11 protein-coding genes and 2 pseudogenes are annotated in these 14,990 nt (G+C 54.3%); 7 read left to right on the plus strand and 6 right to left on the minus strand.

Features of this window, described 5'->3' with window-relative positions; all coding sequences use genetic code 11:
• Positions 1-98 precede the first annotated feature (98 nt).
• Together ACK5JN_RS20805 and mgrA are read right to left on the minus strand one after the other, a co-directional pair.
• Positions 99-422, minus strand: a complete 324-nt coding sequence (locus ACK5JN_RS20805) for a DUF2502 domain-containing protein (protein ID WP_163449396.1) — start codon at positions 420-422, stop codon at positions 99-101.
• Positions 423-547: 125 nt separating this feature from the next.
• On the minus strand, positions 548-1,546 hold the full coding sequence (gene mgrA, locus ACK5JN_RS20810) for an L-glyceraldehyde 3-phosphate reductase (protein WP_416871891.1): 999 nt from the start codon (positions 1,544-1,546) through the stop codon (positions 548-550).
• Between the two features lie 172 nt (positions 1,547-1,718).
• Here mgrA and ACK5JN_RS20815 point away from each other — a divergent pair.
• Positions 1,719-3,376, plus strand: a pseudogene (locus ACK5JN_RS20815) (alpha-keto acid decarboxylase family protein).
• Here the strand turns inward: ACK5JN_RS20815 and ACK5JN_RS20820 are convergent.
• On the minus strand, positions 3,373-4,611 hold the full coding sequence (locus ACK5JN_RS20820) for an ion channel protein (RefSeq protein WP_416871892.1): 1,239 nt from the start codon (positions 4,609-4,611) through the stop codon (positions 3,373-3,375). The pseudogene ACK5JN_RS20815 and the gene ACK5JN_RS20820 overlap by 4 nt on opposite strands.
• Positions 4,612-4,857: 246 nt before the next feature.
• Between ACK5JN_RS20820 and glk the strand changes: the two genes are divergently transcribed.
• Both glk and ACK5JN_RS20830 read left to right on the plus strand, forming a co-directional pair.
• Positions 4,858-5,823 carry a glucokinase gene (gene glk, locus ACK5JN_RS20825; RefSeq protein WP_416871893.1) on the plus strand — a complete coding sequence of 322 codons (966 nt, stop codon included), beginning with the start codon at positions 4,858-4,860 and terminating at the stop codon, positions 5,821-5,823.
• A 571-nt stretch (positions 5,824-6,394) separates the two neighbouring features.
• Positions 6,395-7,648 carry an MFS transporter gene (locus tag ACK5JN_RS20830; protein WP_416871894.1) on the plus strand — a complete coding sequence of 418 codons (1,254 nt, stop codon included), beginning with the start codon at positions 6,395-6,397 and terminating at the stop codon, positions 7,646-7,648.
• 70 nt (positions 7,649-7,718) lie between these two features.
• On the opposite strand, the gene ACK5JN_RS20835 is transcribed toward ACK5JN_RS20830, so the two are convergent.
• Both ACK5JN_RS20835 and ACK5JN_RS20840 read right to left on the minus strand, forming a co-directional pair.
• Entirely contained in the window at positions 7,719-8,456 is a 738-nt protein-coding gene (locus tag ACK5JN_RS20835) for a LytR/AlgR family response regulator transcription factor (protein ID WP_416871895.1), read from the minus strand.
• Positions 8,457-8,468: 12 nt separating this feature from the next.
• Positions 8,469-10,166, minus strand: coding sequence for a LytS/YhcK type 5TM receptor domain-containing protein (locus tag ACK5JN_RS20840; protein WP_416871896.1), 1,698 nt, complete (start codon positions 10,164-10,166; stop codon positions 8,469-8,471).
• 390 nt (positions 10,167-10,556) lie between these two features.
• Between ACK5JN_RS20840 and alaC the strand changes: the two genes are divergently transcribed.
• Positions 10,557-11,783: an alanine transaminase gene (gene alaC / locus ACK5JN_RS20845; protein WP_416871897.1), complete on the plus strand. Its 1,227-nt coding sequence runs from the start codon at positions 10,557-10,559 to the stop codon at positions 11,781-11,783.
• A 65-nt stretch (positions 11,784-11,848) separates the two neighbouring features.
• On the opposite strand, the gene ypdK is transcribed toward alaC, so the two are convergent.
• Entirely contained in the window at positions 11,849-11,920 is a 72-nt protein-coding gene (ypdK, locus tag ACK5JN_RS20850) for a membrane protein YpdK (RefSeq protein WP_100249902.1), read from the minus strand.
• 460 nt (positions 11,921-12,380) lie between these two features.
• On the opposite strand from ypdK, the gene blaCTX-M reads away from it, so the two are divergent.
• The 3 genes and pseudogenes from blaCTX-M to ACK5JN_RS20865 form a co-directional block, all read left to right on the plus strand.
• On the plus strand, positions 12,381-13,256 hold the full coding sequence (gene blaCTX-M, locus ACK5JN_RS20855) for a CTX-M family extended-spectrum class A beta-lactamase (RefSeq protein WP_416871898.1): 876 nt from the start codon (positions 12,381-12,383) through the stop codon (positions 13,254-13,256).
• 396 nt (positions 13,257-13,652) lie between these two features.
• Entirely contained in the window at positions 13,653-14,282 is a 630-nt protein-coding gene (locus tag ACK5JN_RS20860; RefSeq protein ID WP_416871899.1) for a helix-turn-helix transcriptional regulator, read from the plus strand.
• A 225-nt stretch (positions 14,283-14,507) separates the two neighbouring features.
• Positions 14,508-14,990 (plus strand): annotated as a pseudogene (locus ACK5JN_RS20865) (autotransporter outer membrane beta-barrel domain-containing protein); the annotation flags it as partial.

Consider the following 14,990-nt stretch of genomic DNA (forward strand, 5'->3'; position numbering starts at 1 on the left):
AAATGCTGATAAATAAGAAGCGCAGGATTTGACCATAAAAAAAAGAGCCCGCAGGCTCTTTAATTTGTTGTCCAGGCCGCGCCTGAATAACCGCAAAATTAGTGGCGGCCATGTCCGTGACCATGCCCATGACCGCGTCCGCGGCCACGATGGTCATCACGGTCGCCCCAGCCGTCGCGATAGCCGCGTTCGTAGGCTTTATTACGTTTATCCCAACCGCGGTGCCAGCCGTTGTCGTGGCGATACCAGTGCTTATGCCAGTAGTCGCGGTCGCGCCAGCGGCCGCCGTCCCAGTAGTTACCGTAATTATCGCGATCGCCAATTTGTAATTTTATGGATGGCAGCAGGGTGATTTCACCAGCGTTAGCGAACATCGGGGCCGATGCTAACAACACTGCCGCCAGAATCAGTGACCTGAACATACTTCTCTCCTATACGATCGTGGCCAGAAAGGCCTGTTAACGCAATATTACAATTCGGTAAATCTCTGCATTATTGGGTTAACTCTTAAACCGCCAGGAGAGAGCACTTTTTGCTAAAATAGCTGTTATTTTATACTGCGCAAAATGCCGTCAATCTCCGCGCATTCCGCCGTGCTGAACTGACGGTTTGCCAGCATGCCTACCGCATCGTCCAGCTGCGCTACTTTGCTGGCGCCAATCAGCACCGAGGTGATCGCCGGTTGCCGCAGCACCCATGCCAGCGCCATCTGCGACAGCTTCTGGCCGCGCTTTTCAGCCAGCGCGTTCAGCTGGCGCACGGCGTCAATTTTGCCGTCGGTGATCTGCTCTGGCTTGAGGAAGATGCTGCTGCTGGCGGCGCGAGAATCGGCAGGGATACCGTCCAGGTAACGGTCGGTTAGTTGCCCACCGGCCAGCGGCGAGAAGGCAATACAGCCCACGCCTTCCTGTTGCAGCACGTCCAGCAGGCCGTTTTCCACCCCACGCTCCAGCATGGAATATTTAGGCTGGTGAATCAGACACGGCGTACCCAGATCGTTAAGAATGGTAATGGCCTGCTGCGCCAGCTCTGCCGGATAGTTGGAAAGCCCCACGTACAGCGCCTTACCCTGGCGAACGATGTGGTCGAGCGCGCGCATGGTTTCCAGCAACGGCGTTTCCGGATCCGGGCGGTGATGGTAGAAGATATCCACGTACTCAAGGCCCATGCGTTTCAGGCTCTGATCGAGGCTGGAAATCAGATATTTACGTGAACCCCAGTCGCCGTAAGGGCCGTCCCACATGGTGTATCCCGCCTTGCTGGAGATAATCAGCTCATCGCGGTAGGGGAGGAAGTCTTCACGCAGAATGCGGCCAAAGTTGCTCTCTGCGGAGCCGGGAGGCGGCCCGTAGTTGTTGGCGAGATCGAAATGGGTAATGCCCAGATCGAACGCGTGGCGCAGCAGCTGGCGGCTATTTTCGACGCGGGTTTCATCGCCAAAGTTATGCCACAGCCCCAGTGAAACGGCGGGGAGCTTGAGGCCGCTGTTGCCGCAGCGCTGAAACGTCATGTTCTCATAACGCGTGGGGCAAGCCTGGTAAACCATTGTGTCCTCCAGAATATCCGGTTGTGTATACGCTTACACTAACGAATGTCCACCGGCTCGTACACTGCTGAAATCTGTAAAATTTGCTTTCCAGACGACTTTCTTATCAATACTGGACACGCTTAACACTTCTTCAATACTCAAAGAAATAACCGGCTGAAGGAGTGGCACCATGGCTTCGTCCTATACCGTGGCAGATTACCTGCTTGACCGCCTTGCTGAGTGCGGCGTTGAGAGTCTGTTCGGCGTTCCCGGAGACTACAATCTCCAGTTCCTCGACCACGTCATTGCTCACCGCACGCTACGCTGGGTAGGCTGCACCAACGAACTGAATGCCGCCTATGCTGCCGACGGCTATGCGCGTATGCAGGGCTGCGGCGCGCTGCTCACCACCTACGGCGTCGGGGAAATCAGCGCGCTGAACGGCGTGGCCGGCAGCTTTGCCGAGTACGTTCCGCTGCTGCATATCGTCGGTGCACCCTGTACCGGCGCGCAGCAGCGTGGTGAATGCTTACACCACACCTTGGGGGACGGCAACTTTGACCATTTCCGCCAGATGAGTGCGCCAATCTCCATCGCCCAGGGCGTGCTGACGGCGCGCAACGCCTGCCAGGAGATCGACCGTGTTCTGCTGGCGGTGATGCACCATCGTCGGCCGGGCTACCTGCTGCTCCCGGCGGATGTCGCCGCGCTGCCAACGGTAAAAGCGGAAAACGTTCTCATCGCCACGGCGCCGGTGACGGATGCGGCTCAACTGAGTAGTTTTGCTAAACATGCGCGAAAATGGCTGGAGGGTCGCCGACAGGTGTCGCTGCTGGCGGACGTGCTGGCCCTGCGATTTGGCCTACAGGCAAGACTGAATCAGTGGATGCGCGCGCTGCCCATTCCGCACGCCACGCTGCTGATGGGCAAAGGGCTTTTTGATGAACAGCAGCCGGGGTTTGTCGGGACTTACAGCGGTGGGGCGAGCCTGCCGCAAACGCGGGAGGCCATTGAAGATGCGGAGGCGATTATCTGCATCGGCACCTGTTTACCGACACCATCACCGCGGGCTTTACCCACCGGATTGCGCAGGAAAAATCGATTGAAGTGCAGCCGTTTGCCGCGCGTGTCGGTACGCGCTGGTTTAGCGGTATTGATATGCAGGCGGCAGTCAACGTGCTGATCGCGCTGAGCGAGGAGTCTGCGCCCTGGCACACCGCTGAACGGCGAGTCTCCCTGGCGACGGTGGCGGACACCGGCCATCTGACCCAGCGCCACTTCTGGCAGACGCTGGAAAAATACCTTCGCCCGCGCGATATCGTGCTGGGCGATCAGGGGACGGCGGCCTTTGGTATTGCGGCCCTGACGCTGCCGACCGGCACCAGCCTGCTGGTACAGCCGCTGTGGGGATCGATTGGCTACACGCTGCCCGCGGCGTTTGGCGCGCAAACGGCGTGCCCGGATCGGCGCGTGGTGCTGGTGGTTGGCGATGGTGCCGCGCAGCTGACCGTGCAGGAGCTTAGCTCGATGCTGCGCGATGGCCAGCGGCCGCTGATTCTGCTCCTCAATAATGAAGGCTATACGGTAGAGCGGGCGATTCACGGGCCGGAGCAGCGCTATAACGATATCAGCCTGTGGAACTGGACCCAGCTGCCGCAGGCGCTCAACCTTGATTGTCAGGCCGAATGCTGGAAGGTGAGCAACGCCGCGCAGCTGGATGAAGCGCTGGCGCGCGCCGCGCGCGGCGACAAGCTGACGCTGCTGGAAGTGATGTTGCCCAAAATGGACATCCCACCGCTGCTCAAAGCCGTCACCGAGGCGCTGGAGGCGCGCAACAGCGGCCGCTAGTCTTTACGCTGACGCGGCACCATCATCGTCGGTTTCCCCGCCAGCAGCAGCCAGGCGGGGAGCATCACGATGCACAGCAGCGGCAGCAGCGTGGTATCCGGTACTACCACGGCCGCCATGAACAGACTTAGCCAGGCATCGCGGGTAACCACCAGCACTAACCCCATAATGGCACAGGAGACGGTAATGGCGGCCGGAACGGCTTCAACGTGCGCGTGCAGCATCAGGCCCAATGACACGGCGACAAACACCGCCGGGAAGATGCGGCCGCCGCGGAAGCCGCAGGCGGCGGCAACCACCAGCGCAGCCAGTTTAGTCAGCGCGAAGAGCATATAATCACCGGCGCCAAAATTCTGCCCGACCGTCAACTGCTGCATTTCGTCCAGCCCTTTAAACAGCGTAATGGGGCCGCCAATGGTGCCCAGAATCCCTAGCGCTAAGCCGCCAACGCCGAGGATAAGCACCGGGTGTTTCAGCCGGTGAGCCAGTGCATGCAGGTGCGGCAGGCACCAGACGCCCACCATGCCGATGGCGATGGCGAAAATAGTCACAATCGCGCCGCTGAAAATATCGACGATGCGCATCGTCTGATAGTGCTCAATGGGTAGCGAGAACTGCGGGTGGAAGAACATTCCGGTGGTCAACGCGCCGGCGGCGGCGGCCAGCAGCGGGGCAAACAGGCGATCCCACAGCGGCGCGTCGTTGCTGCTGGTTAACGTCTGGGAGAAGATCAGCGCAGCGGCGACCGGGGTTCCGAACAGCGCGCCGATGGTGCCGGCGGCGGCGAGAATGGTCCAGTCAAGCGAGCTTACCCGCGGGAAGAAGCGTGCGCCCAGCGCGACGGCCAGCGCAATATTGACCGACATTATCGGGTGCTCCGGCCCCAGGCTTACGCCGCCCGCCAGCCCGAGGATCAGGGCGATCGTCAGCCCCGGCAGGTGCCCGACAGGAACCGCCGCGCCGATCAGCGGCTCGCTGGCCGGATCGGGGCCCGCGTGGCCCGGGCTATAGCGAATCACCAACCCTACGGCGATGCCGGTGAGGGTCAGCATCAGGATAATCCATAATGATGAATGCATATCGATGCCGAGCGAGTTCGGCAGGTTGCGCCATAGCAGATTCTGAAGCACCGCCGCGATTTTCATCACCACGATTAAAATCAGGCTGGAGGCGATGCCAATCAGTACCGCGGGGATGGAGAGCAGCAACATCGTTCGGGCTCGCGGGTGGAGCATGGTTTTATCCTTTTTGCTGAATGCTGAGGTTACTTTGCATTTTCCTGCGAAGACGTTCAGCGCAAATGGTGCTGAAACGATACGGCCCAGACAGGTTATCCCGTTCTACAGTCGTTAAAAGATACGCAAAAAATGTGACCTGGATCGATAATTCCGGGGCGTTAACGTCATCGCCATTGTTGTTAACGCGCCTTGAATTTACAGTGTGGCAAAGATTTATTCTGACTTTAGCGGAGCCGTAACGGAATGACAAAGTTTGCTTTAGTGGGTGATGTTGGGGGCACCAATGCGCGTCTGGCATTGTGCGATATTGCCAGCGGTGAGATTTCGCAGGCCAAGACCTATTCAGGCCTGGATTACCCTAGCCTGGAAGCCGTTGTCCGCGTCTATCTCGACGAGCATAACGTGTCGGTGGAAGACGGTTGTATCGCCATTGCTTGCCCGATTACCGGCGACTGGGTGGCGATGACCAACCACACCTGGCAGTTCTCCATTGCGGAAATGAAAAAGAATCTCGGGTTTGCGCACCTGGAAATCATCAACGATTTCACCGCCGTTTCAATGGCGATCCCGATGCTGAAAAAAGAGCATCTGATCCAGTTCGGCGGCACCGAGCCGGTGGAAGGCAAGCCGATCGCCGTTTACGGCGCGGGCACCGGCCTGGGCGTTGCCCACCTGGTGCACGTGGATAAACGCTGGGTAAGCCTGCCGGGCGAAGGCGGCCACGTGGACTTTGCGCCAAACAGCGAAGAAGAGGGGATTATCCTCGAGGTGCTGCGCGAAGAGATTGGCCACGTTTCCGCCGAGCGCGTGCTTTCCGGCCCGGGGCTGGTGAACCTGTACCGCGCGATCGTCAAGGCGGACAACCGCGTGCCGGAAAACTACCAGCCGAAAGACATTACCGAACGCGCCCTTGCCGATTCCTGCACCGACTGTCGTCGCGCGCTGTCGCTGTTCTGCGTGATCATGGGGCGTTTCGGCGGCGATCTGGCGTTGACGCTGGGCACCTTTGGTGGCGTGTACATTGCGGGCGGCATCGTGCCACGCTTCCTCGAGTTCTTTAAAGCCTCTGGTTTCCGCGGCGGGTTTGAAGATAAAGGCCGTTTCAAAGACTACGTGCACCCCATCCCGGTGTACCTGATTGTCCATGATAATCCGGGCCTGCTGGGCTCCGGCGCGCACCTGCGTCAGACGCTGGGTCAGGTGCTGTAACGGATAGCACGTCTTCTACCTCTAAAACCGCGTATCTACGCGGTTTTTTTTCGTCCGTGTCCGGTGCCACAGGGGGAGGCCGATGGGACATTTCGCTATTTCCGTATTAATGTGAGTCAGTTCACCTATTGGGCTCACTACGCTTTACAGCTTTCCCCTGCTTTACGTATCTTTATATGAATTGTGAGCGGATAACAATATTGGCGTGCCAGGTATCGCAAAATGACGCCGGGGCTGTTCAGTATCCTCTGGTCACTTTAAGGTGATGTGTTGGCTGGCGCGATGCGCGGCGTGGAATCATTGAGTATCACGTACTGTTCCGCTGCTTCATTCCCCTGAGATGTGTTTTTACTCGCTCACAATTTTCTAGCATTAACGGTATTGTGCTGGTACGCCAGCGGCTAATGGAACCCGCCTTCGTGTATGAGGAGTGAGGGGTTCCATACGGGGTGACAGCCTTTAGGCTCTCCCTATCACCCATATTTCGGCTTTATGTGGGCTTGTCTCCTACGCCTACCTGAAACAGAGCTCAGGTTGAGCGCAGCCCAAAAAGCGCCTAAAGGATGTCCGAATGAATTATTTAAAAAATACTAACTTCTGGGTATTTGGCTTTTTCTTCTTCTTTTACTTTTTCATCATGGGGGCCTATTTCCCATTTTTCCCCATCTGGCTGCATGACATCAACAACATCAGCAAAGGCGATACCGGCATCATTTTTGCCTGTATTTCACTGTTCTCTTTGTTGTTCCAGCCCATCTTTGGTCTGCTCTCCGATAAGCTTGGCCTGCGTAAGCATCTGTTATGGGTGATTACCGGCATGCTGGTGATGTTTGCGCCGTTCTTTATTTATGTCTTCGGCCCGCTGCTGCAGTTTAATATTTTACTCGGGTCGATCGTCGGCGGTATTTATCTCGGGTTTATCTATAATGCTGGCGCACCGGCGATTGAAGCCTACATTGAAAAGGTGAGCCGCCGCAGTAACTTCGAATTTGGCCGTGCGCGCATGTTTGGCTGCGTCGGCTGGGCGCTCTGTGCCTCGATTGTCGGTATTATGTTCACCATTAATAACGAATTTGTTTTCTGGCTAGGCTCAGGCTGCGCGGTCATTCTGGCGCTGTTACTGTTCTTTGCCAAAACGGATACCTCAGCATCCGCATCGGTTGCCGATGCGGTGGGCGCGAATCATACCGCGTTTAATCTGAAGCTTGCGCTGGAGTTATTTAAACAGCCAAAACTGTGGTTCCTTTCCCTGTATGTCGTCGGCGTTTCCTGCACTTATGATGTATTTGACCAGCAGTTCGCGAATTTCTTTACCTCTTTCTTCGCTTCCGGTGAACAGGGGACTCGGGTATTCGGTTATGTCACCACGATGGGCGAATTGCTGAACGCCACCATTATGTTTTTTGCGCCTCTGATTGTGAATCGTATCGGCGGGAAGAACGCGCTTCTGCTGGCCGGGACGATTATGTCGGTGCGCATTGTGGGATCGTCGTTTGCGACTTCGGCGTGGGAAGTGGTAGTCCTCAAAACGTTACATATGTTTGAAGTTCCGTTCCTGATTGTTGGCTGCTTTAAATATATTACCAGTCAGTTTGAAGTCCGTTTCTCCGCCACGATTTATCTGGTGTGTTTCTGCTTCTTCAAACAGCTGGCGATGATCTTTATGTCGGTATTTGCGGGTAACATGTATGAAAGCATTGGTTTCCAGGGCGCGTATCTGGTGCTGGGCCTGATTGCTTTAGGCTTTACGTTTATTTCGGTGTTCACCCTCAGCGGCCCGGGACCTTTATCCTTCCTGCGCGGTCAGGAAAAGCGAGTCGCGTAGCGCGGGTAATCCCCCTCTATTTTCCGGCGTCATCCCAGACTGGCGCCGGAAAAAAGGATTGCGATTCTACCTATAAGTGCATTATCTGCCGAAACTCTTTCACCTTACTGCGGCTGACCGGCACCTGAAATTCAAGGTCGCGCAGACGCAGAATGTAGGTGTTATTAAACCACGGCTCAATCTCGCGAATTTTATCCAGGTTCACGCAGAACGAACGATGGCAGCGGAAAAAGTGGCTGCTCGGCAGCTTGCTGCAAAATTCGGTGATGTTCATCGGCATCACGTACGACTCGCGGCGGGTATAGACGAAGGTCATTTTTTCGTGGGCTTCAGCGTAGTAGATATCGCTGATGGGGGTCACGATGATGCGTTCATCTTTCACCAGGTTGATGGTGTCGTTTTCACGCGGCGCGCTGGGGCTGCCGCCGACAACGCTCGACTGCTGCTGTTGCCAGGCCGCTTCCAGCTTTTGCAGCATGCTGACGATGCGTGTTTCCTGATACGGTTTGAGAATGTAGTCGAACGCTTCCAGCTCAAAGGCTTCAACCGCATGTTCTTTCCACGCGGTGATAAAGATGATGAACGGCTTGTGGGCGAACTGGCTGATGTTTTGCGCCAGCAGCACGCCGTCCAGCGAGGGAATGTTGATATCGAGGAAAATGGCGTCCACTTTGTTGTGCTGCAAATAACGCAGCACGTCCAGACCGTCGTCAAAGGTACCAACAATCTCCATCTGGCTGTGCTGCTGAATCAGCCAGGTCAACTCCTGTTGTGCCAGGAATTCATCTTCAACAATGATGACTTTCATGGTTACTCCGGGTTAGGGCAATAAGGTGGCGGCCGCCGGAACGGAGGTGCGCTGGTTAGGAATATAGAACGCGATTTCCGTGCCTGGATCGAGGCGACGTATGTGCAGACCTTCGCCGTACAGCAGTTTAACCCGATGATGGACGTTCAACAGGCCAATCTTATTGCCCGGCATCTCGTTGGCCTCCACGCGCGCCACCACCTGCGGGTCGATACCCGGCCCGGTATCGCGCACGCCAATGCGCACGCGGTTGCCGGACTCGGCAATGCTGATGGTCACCACGCCTTTACCTTTGCTGCGCTGGATGCCGTGCACGATGGCGTTCTCGACCAGCGGCTGGATCAGCAGGCTCGGGATCACGCAGTTCACTTCGTCATCAATATCGTAGATCACCGTCAGCTTGTCGCCAAAGCGCGCCTGTTCAATGGCGATGTAGTCCTTAATCTGGTACAGCTCCCGGCGGATATCAATCTGCTCATCGTCTTTCAATTCAATGTTATAGCGCAGGTAGCGCGATAGATTGAAAATCAGCTGCCGCGCGGTGTCCGGATTGAGGCGAATGGAAGACGAAATGGCGTTCAGCGCGTTAAACAAGAAATGAGGATTGATTTTGCTCTGTAGCGCGCGCAGCTCTGCCTTATTTGCCATCTCGCGCAGCTGCTCGGCGCGGGAGACTTCCAGCTGCGTAGAGATTATCTGCGACAGCCCGATGGCCATCTCCTGTAAGGATGAGGTGATCTGGTGCGCGTGGCAGTAGTAGATCTTCAGCGTACCGGTGATCACGCCTTTTTCCGACAGCGGGATAACCAGCATCGAGTGGATTTCCGGCGTGCGGTAGGCTTCATCATTGTTTTTAATGATGATTTTACCGTTGTTGATCGCCTGGCGGGTGACGGGGCTGATCGAGTCATCATTGTTGTGGTAGTTATCTTCCCCAACGCCGACGTAGGCCAGCACGCGGTCGGTATTGGTGATGGCGACCGCGTCAGCGCGAATGTCCTGACGGATGATGTCGCAAATCTGCCGCAGGGTGTCGCTGTTAATCTGACGAAACAGCGGCAGCGTTTTGTTGGCGATATCCAGTGCCAGCTTGGCCTGGCGCGCCGCGCTGGCCTCTTTTTCACCCTCAACGCTCTGCACCAGCAGGACGATAAAACCGATACATACGCTGCCGGCAATCATCGGAATGCCGATTTTTGACACGATATCGACGCCGAGCGCGATGCTGGGCGCCCAGACGATCACCAGAATCATGGTCAGGGTTTCACACAGCATGCCGCCGAGAATACCGATCTTCCAGTGCAGCTCTTTCGGCACCCGGCGGTTGATCAGCCCCGACAGGATCCCGGCAATAATGCTGGTGATAAAGCACGGAACGGCGGTGACGCTACCCGCGTCAATGAGATAGCGGTGGACCCCGGCGATGATCCCCACTATCCCGCCGACCCACGGCCCAAAGAGGATACCGCCCGACATCACCGCGATGATACGCACGTTCACCAGCGAGCCTTCAACCGGCACGCCGGACCAGGTGCTGAAGATGGCAAACATCGAGAAGATAACGCTTACCGCCAGCAGTTCTTTCGCCGTGTGGGCGGTTTTGTGTAGCAGTTCGCGGAACAGCCGGATACGGATCAGGAAAAAGAGGCAAATCAGCATTAATGCGGCCCGGTCGAAGACCGCGAGCAGCATATCGAATATTTCGTGCATGGGGAGCGCCGAATGTTTTCAGGAAAATCTTATGATAAGTAACCCGACGGCAGATGACCAGCAGTACGGGGAATAGGGAAAAACCATGATTTTAAAAGGGGATTGATTGGCAAAGGGTTTTAGCTGGAAGGGATGGCGAATTTATGTCACTCCGACCGCGAGGCAATGAAACACAATAGATAATATATTGTTGTTTTTATGTTTTATTTTTCGCTTATTGCTCATAAACATGAATGCTTCTCGTTTTTGAACGTTCCTCTTTTAGCTGCGGAAATATTTTTTTACTTACCCCTCGACAGCGTCAATTTTTTCAGGTTATTTTCTGTTCATGCCACATCGGTGGCAGCGTCGCTCGAACGGTTCGGGCGCTAACGTAATCCTGAGGAACCTATGGCTGATTCCAGCTCTGAACGCCGTTTTACGCGTATCGATCGTTTACCCCCGTATGTTTTTAATATTACCGCTGAACTGAAGATGGCTGCGCGTCGGCGCGGCGAAGATATTATTGATTTCAGCATGGGGAACCCAGACGGCGCCACGCCTGCGCACATTGTCGAAAAGCTCTGCACCGTGGCCCAGCGCCCGGATACCCATGGTTACTCAACGTCACGCGGCATCCCGCGCCTGCGCCGCGCTATTTCGCGCTGGTATCAGGATCGGTATGACGTAGCGATCGACCCGGAAAGCGAAGCGATCGTCACCATTGGCTCGAAAGAGGGGCTGGCGCACCTGATGCTCGCTACCCTCGATCATGGCGACACCGTACTGGTGCCGAACCCGAGCTACCCGATTCATATTTACGGCGCGGTGATTGCCGGCGCGCAGGTACGTTCCGTCCCGCTGGTGGAAGGCGTCGATTTCTTTAACGAGCTGGAACGCGCGATTCGCGAAAGCTACCCGAAACCGAAGATGATGATCCTCGGCTTCCCGTCAAACCCAACCGCCCAGTGCGTTGAGCTGGAGTTCTTCGAAAAAGTGGTTGCGCTGGCTAAACGCTATGACGTGCTGGTGGTGCATGATCTGGCCTACGCGGATATCGTTTACGACGGCTGGAAAGCGCCGTCGATTATGCAGGTGCCCGGTGCGCGCGACGTAGCGGTAGAGTTTTTCACGCTGTCAAAAAGCTACAATATGGCAGGCTGGCGTATTGGCTTTATGGTCGGGAATAAGACGCTGGTTAACGCCCTGGCGCGGATTAAGAGCTACCACGATTACGGTACCTTTACTCCGCTGCAGGTGGCGGCGATTGCCGCGCTGGAAGGAGACCAGCAGTGCGTCCACGATATCGCCGCGCAGTATAAACGTCGCCGCGACGTGCTGGTGAAAGGGCTGCATGAAGCGGGCTGGATGGTTGAAATGCCCAAGGCCTCGATGTACGTGTGGGCTAAGATTCCCGAACAGTACGCGGCGATGGGCTCGCTCGAGTTCGCCAGGAAGCTGCTGCAGGACGCCAAAGTGTGCGTTTCGCCGGGCATCGGTTTTGGCGACTATGGCGATACCCACGTGCGTTTTGCGTTGATTGAGAACCGCGATCGCATTCGTCAGGCGGTGCGCGGTATTAAATCGATGTTCCGCGCCGACGGTCTGCTGCCGTCAGAACACAAATCGGCGGGGTAATTTCCCCGGCGCAGAAACGCAAACAGGAGCCGGATGGCTCCTGTTTTTTTTTGCTTTTTTAGCGACTAGATCATCAGGGCAAACGTACCGGCAAAAACGATGACCATAAAGGAAATGCCCATAAAGAAATATTTCACGACTCAGCTCTCCGCGTATCTTTCTTCTACGCTTTCATGAACGGTAGTAGTACTGCGAGTTGGTAACAACCGACGAAAAAAACGGACGTCTTTCGCGGCTGGCATCACCTCAGAAATTCTGTGCTGTTGTGCTCCAGATGGCGCTAATGTACGCCTAAAAAATGAGGGAGACAAGAGGGATTTTTTTATTAATTTTTAGTTACTTACGACTGTCGTGATTCGGCGACACTTTAATTTCATACGGTAATAAATTTCATTCTGGCGACGCTCATTTTCCCACTTTTATCCTCATTAACCACATTGATTTTACGCCTATTTTTCTGGCGTTATTCCGAAAATGCTTTTCTCCTGGTTTTGTCGCTACAGTGTTCGCTGAGAAGGTTAGGGCGTTTTATTTTTTACTTTTTGTGCTGACTGTGAATACTTCACCCACACGAATGCAATTTTTCAGGAGTCAGAGATGGTGGGAACGATCGTTCAGCGGACAATGTTAATGGCAGCAGCGTGTATTCCGCTGCTGTTGGGCAGCGCGCCGCTGTATGCGCAGACGAAGGATGTTCAGCAGCAGCTGGCGGCGCTGGAAAAAAGTAGCGGTGGGCGGTTGGGGGTGGCGCTGATTGATACCGCCAATAACGCCCAGACGCTCTACCGCGCCGACGAACGTTTTGCCATGTGCAGTACCAGCAAGGTGATGGCGGCGGCGGCGGTGCTCAAACAGAGCGAGGCGGATAAGGATCTGTTAAATCAGCGTGTTGAGATCAAATTGTCAGACCTGACGAACTACAATCCGATAGCCGAAAAGCACGTTAACGGTACGATGACGCTGGCGGAGCTCAGCGCGGCGGCGCTGCAATACAGCGATAATACCGCCATGAATAAGCTGATTACTCATCTCGGTGGGCCTGGCGAGGTGACGGCGTTTGCGCGTGCTATCGGCGATCGCACCTTCCGCCTCGACCGTACCGAGCCGACGCTCAATACGGCGATTCCCGGCGACCCGCGTGATACCACTACGCCGCTGGCAATGGCACAGACGCTCCGCCATCTGACGTTAGGTAACGCGCTAGGCGAAACCCAGCGCGCGCAGCTGGTGACGTGGCTGAAGGGCAACACCACCGGTGCGGCCAGTATTCAGGCTGGTCTGCCAAAATCCTGGGTGGTCGGGGATAAAACCGGCAGCGGTGATTACGGCACCACCAATGACATTGCGGTCATCTGGCCACAGGGACGCGCGCCGCTCGTGCTGGTGACCTACTTTACCCAGCCGGAACAGAAAGCGGAAAGCCGTCGTGATGTGCTTGCCGCCGCCGCCAGAATCGTCACTGACGCCCTGTAATAATAAAAAGTGGAGCGTTCAACGCTCCACTTTTTATTTGTAACCCCATTTTTGTATTATTTTTTCTATTCCTGATGCGATTTCTGTATGATGATTAATATTCATCGTTGCCTGTCGTGATTATATTGTTATGAATGATTTATCTCATGATTAATTGTCCCGTAGAGTATTTTTGTTGTATTAATCTGATTTACATTCGTAATATTCCTGGATGCTTACCCGGAAGATATTCTTCCGCCTGCTTTCCTCTTTATTTCCGCATGGTTATCTTTCACTAACTCTTCGTTGAATAGGAATATTGTTCAACTGTCATTTTTATAAAAACATGGCTCAGAAATGCATATTGACAATATTTTACCTCGATGAAATTATTCGATCACGGATAAGGAGGGGACAATGACGTCGCTAAATAATGATTGTGGAAGAATCAACTGTATGAGTTGCCCTTCAAACTGTGAGGTTAAGCCCAACGCCTCTCTGCGCGTTGCATTTTGCCAGAGCTATTGTTTTTGTACCTGGCCGGAGACCAGCGGCTATTTTTCTCTGGGGATCATGGAAGGGCTTCTTAAGCAAAGCTATAACTATTTGTACCTCGGCTGTATTTTTGTCGATTTTTCTATCAGCTATCTGCGTTTTTTTACTAATAAAAAGTGGATAGATTATTTACGCGAGACAAAACTAAAGATCGTTATTGTATGCGATAAACACCTCAGGCCATTGGCGAACTATTGGTTTAAGCATTCTAAGGATATCTTCCTGATTATCTATCATCAGGATACGCTGAATACGGCCTGTGAGAAGCTCAGAAAAAGATTTATCTACCGACGCGATGTCTTCTTCCGTGGGGAAGCGCTATCGACGCTGGAGTTTGATGTGCTGAAGGCGCTGATAGCGGGTGAGGCCTGTAATCAGCTGGCCGATCAACTCCATGTAGACATTCGCACGGTGTATGCCGCCAAGCGTCGCGCGGAGAAGAAAATGGGCGCTGATATTAATACGCTGTTTCGCTTTTCACACGCACTTTAAATGTAAACGAATAATTTATTTCCATTGTTATGGCGATCGCCTTGCGGGGTGAGGGAGGCCTGCAATCTGAATTTAATGAATGAATAAACAATAGTTTTAAAAAATCATGCGAACACGCCATGAACGGTCTCCTGTTGCTTATTAAGCAGGTGGCTCTATGCATCAATTAAATATTAATAACAAATTCTGGCAACAACACTAAAGGAAGATAATAAGGAGTTTATTATGATGCCGATACCCTTAAAACCCAGGAAGTTAGCGCTGTGCATCACCGTCGCATTGCTGGCGGCAAATATCAGTGCGACCGCCGTGTATGCCGACACGTTAAATGCGAATAACACCCTCTATTACTATTCATCCGGTAATACGAACGGCAACAACAGCGACTATACCAACTATGATGAAGTCGTTATCACCACCAATGCGATAGCGTCAACCAGCGGGCTGAAAGGCTGGGCTATCTATATGAACGGTGAAAATTACAAGTTTAACGATCTCACCGTTAACACTGCCGGGATGTTATCCGATGGCATCCATACCAAAAACGGTGGCGGTAATATTGTCATTGAAAATTACAAGGCGACAACCAGCGCCTACAGTTCCGATGGCATCAACCTGGGACGGGAACTCTCGGCAAACTATTCGCGGGTTACGGTGAATAATGAAACCAATATTAAAGCGGCGGGCATGGGCGTGCGCGCCAACGCC

Origin of the sequence: Kluyvera sp. (assembly GCF_047971185.1) — a bacterium.
Lineage (GTDB): Bacteria > Pseudomonadota > Gammaproteobacteria > Enterobacterales > Enterobacteriaceae > Kluyvera.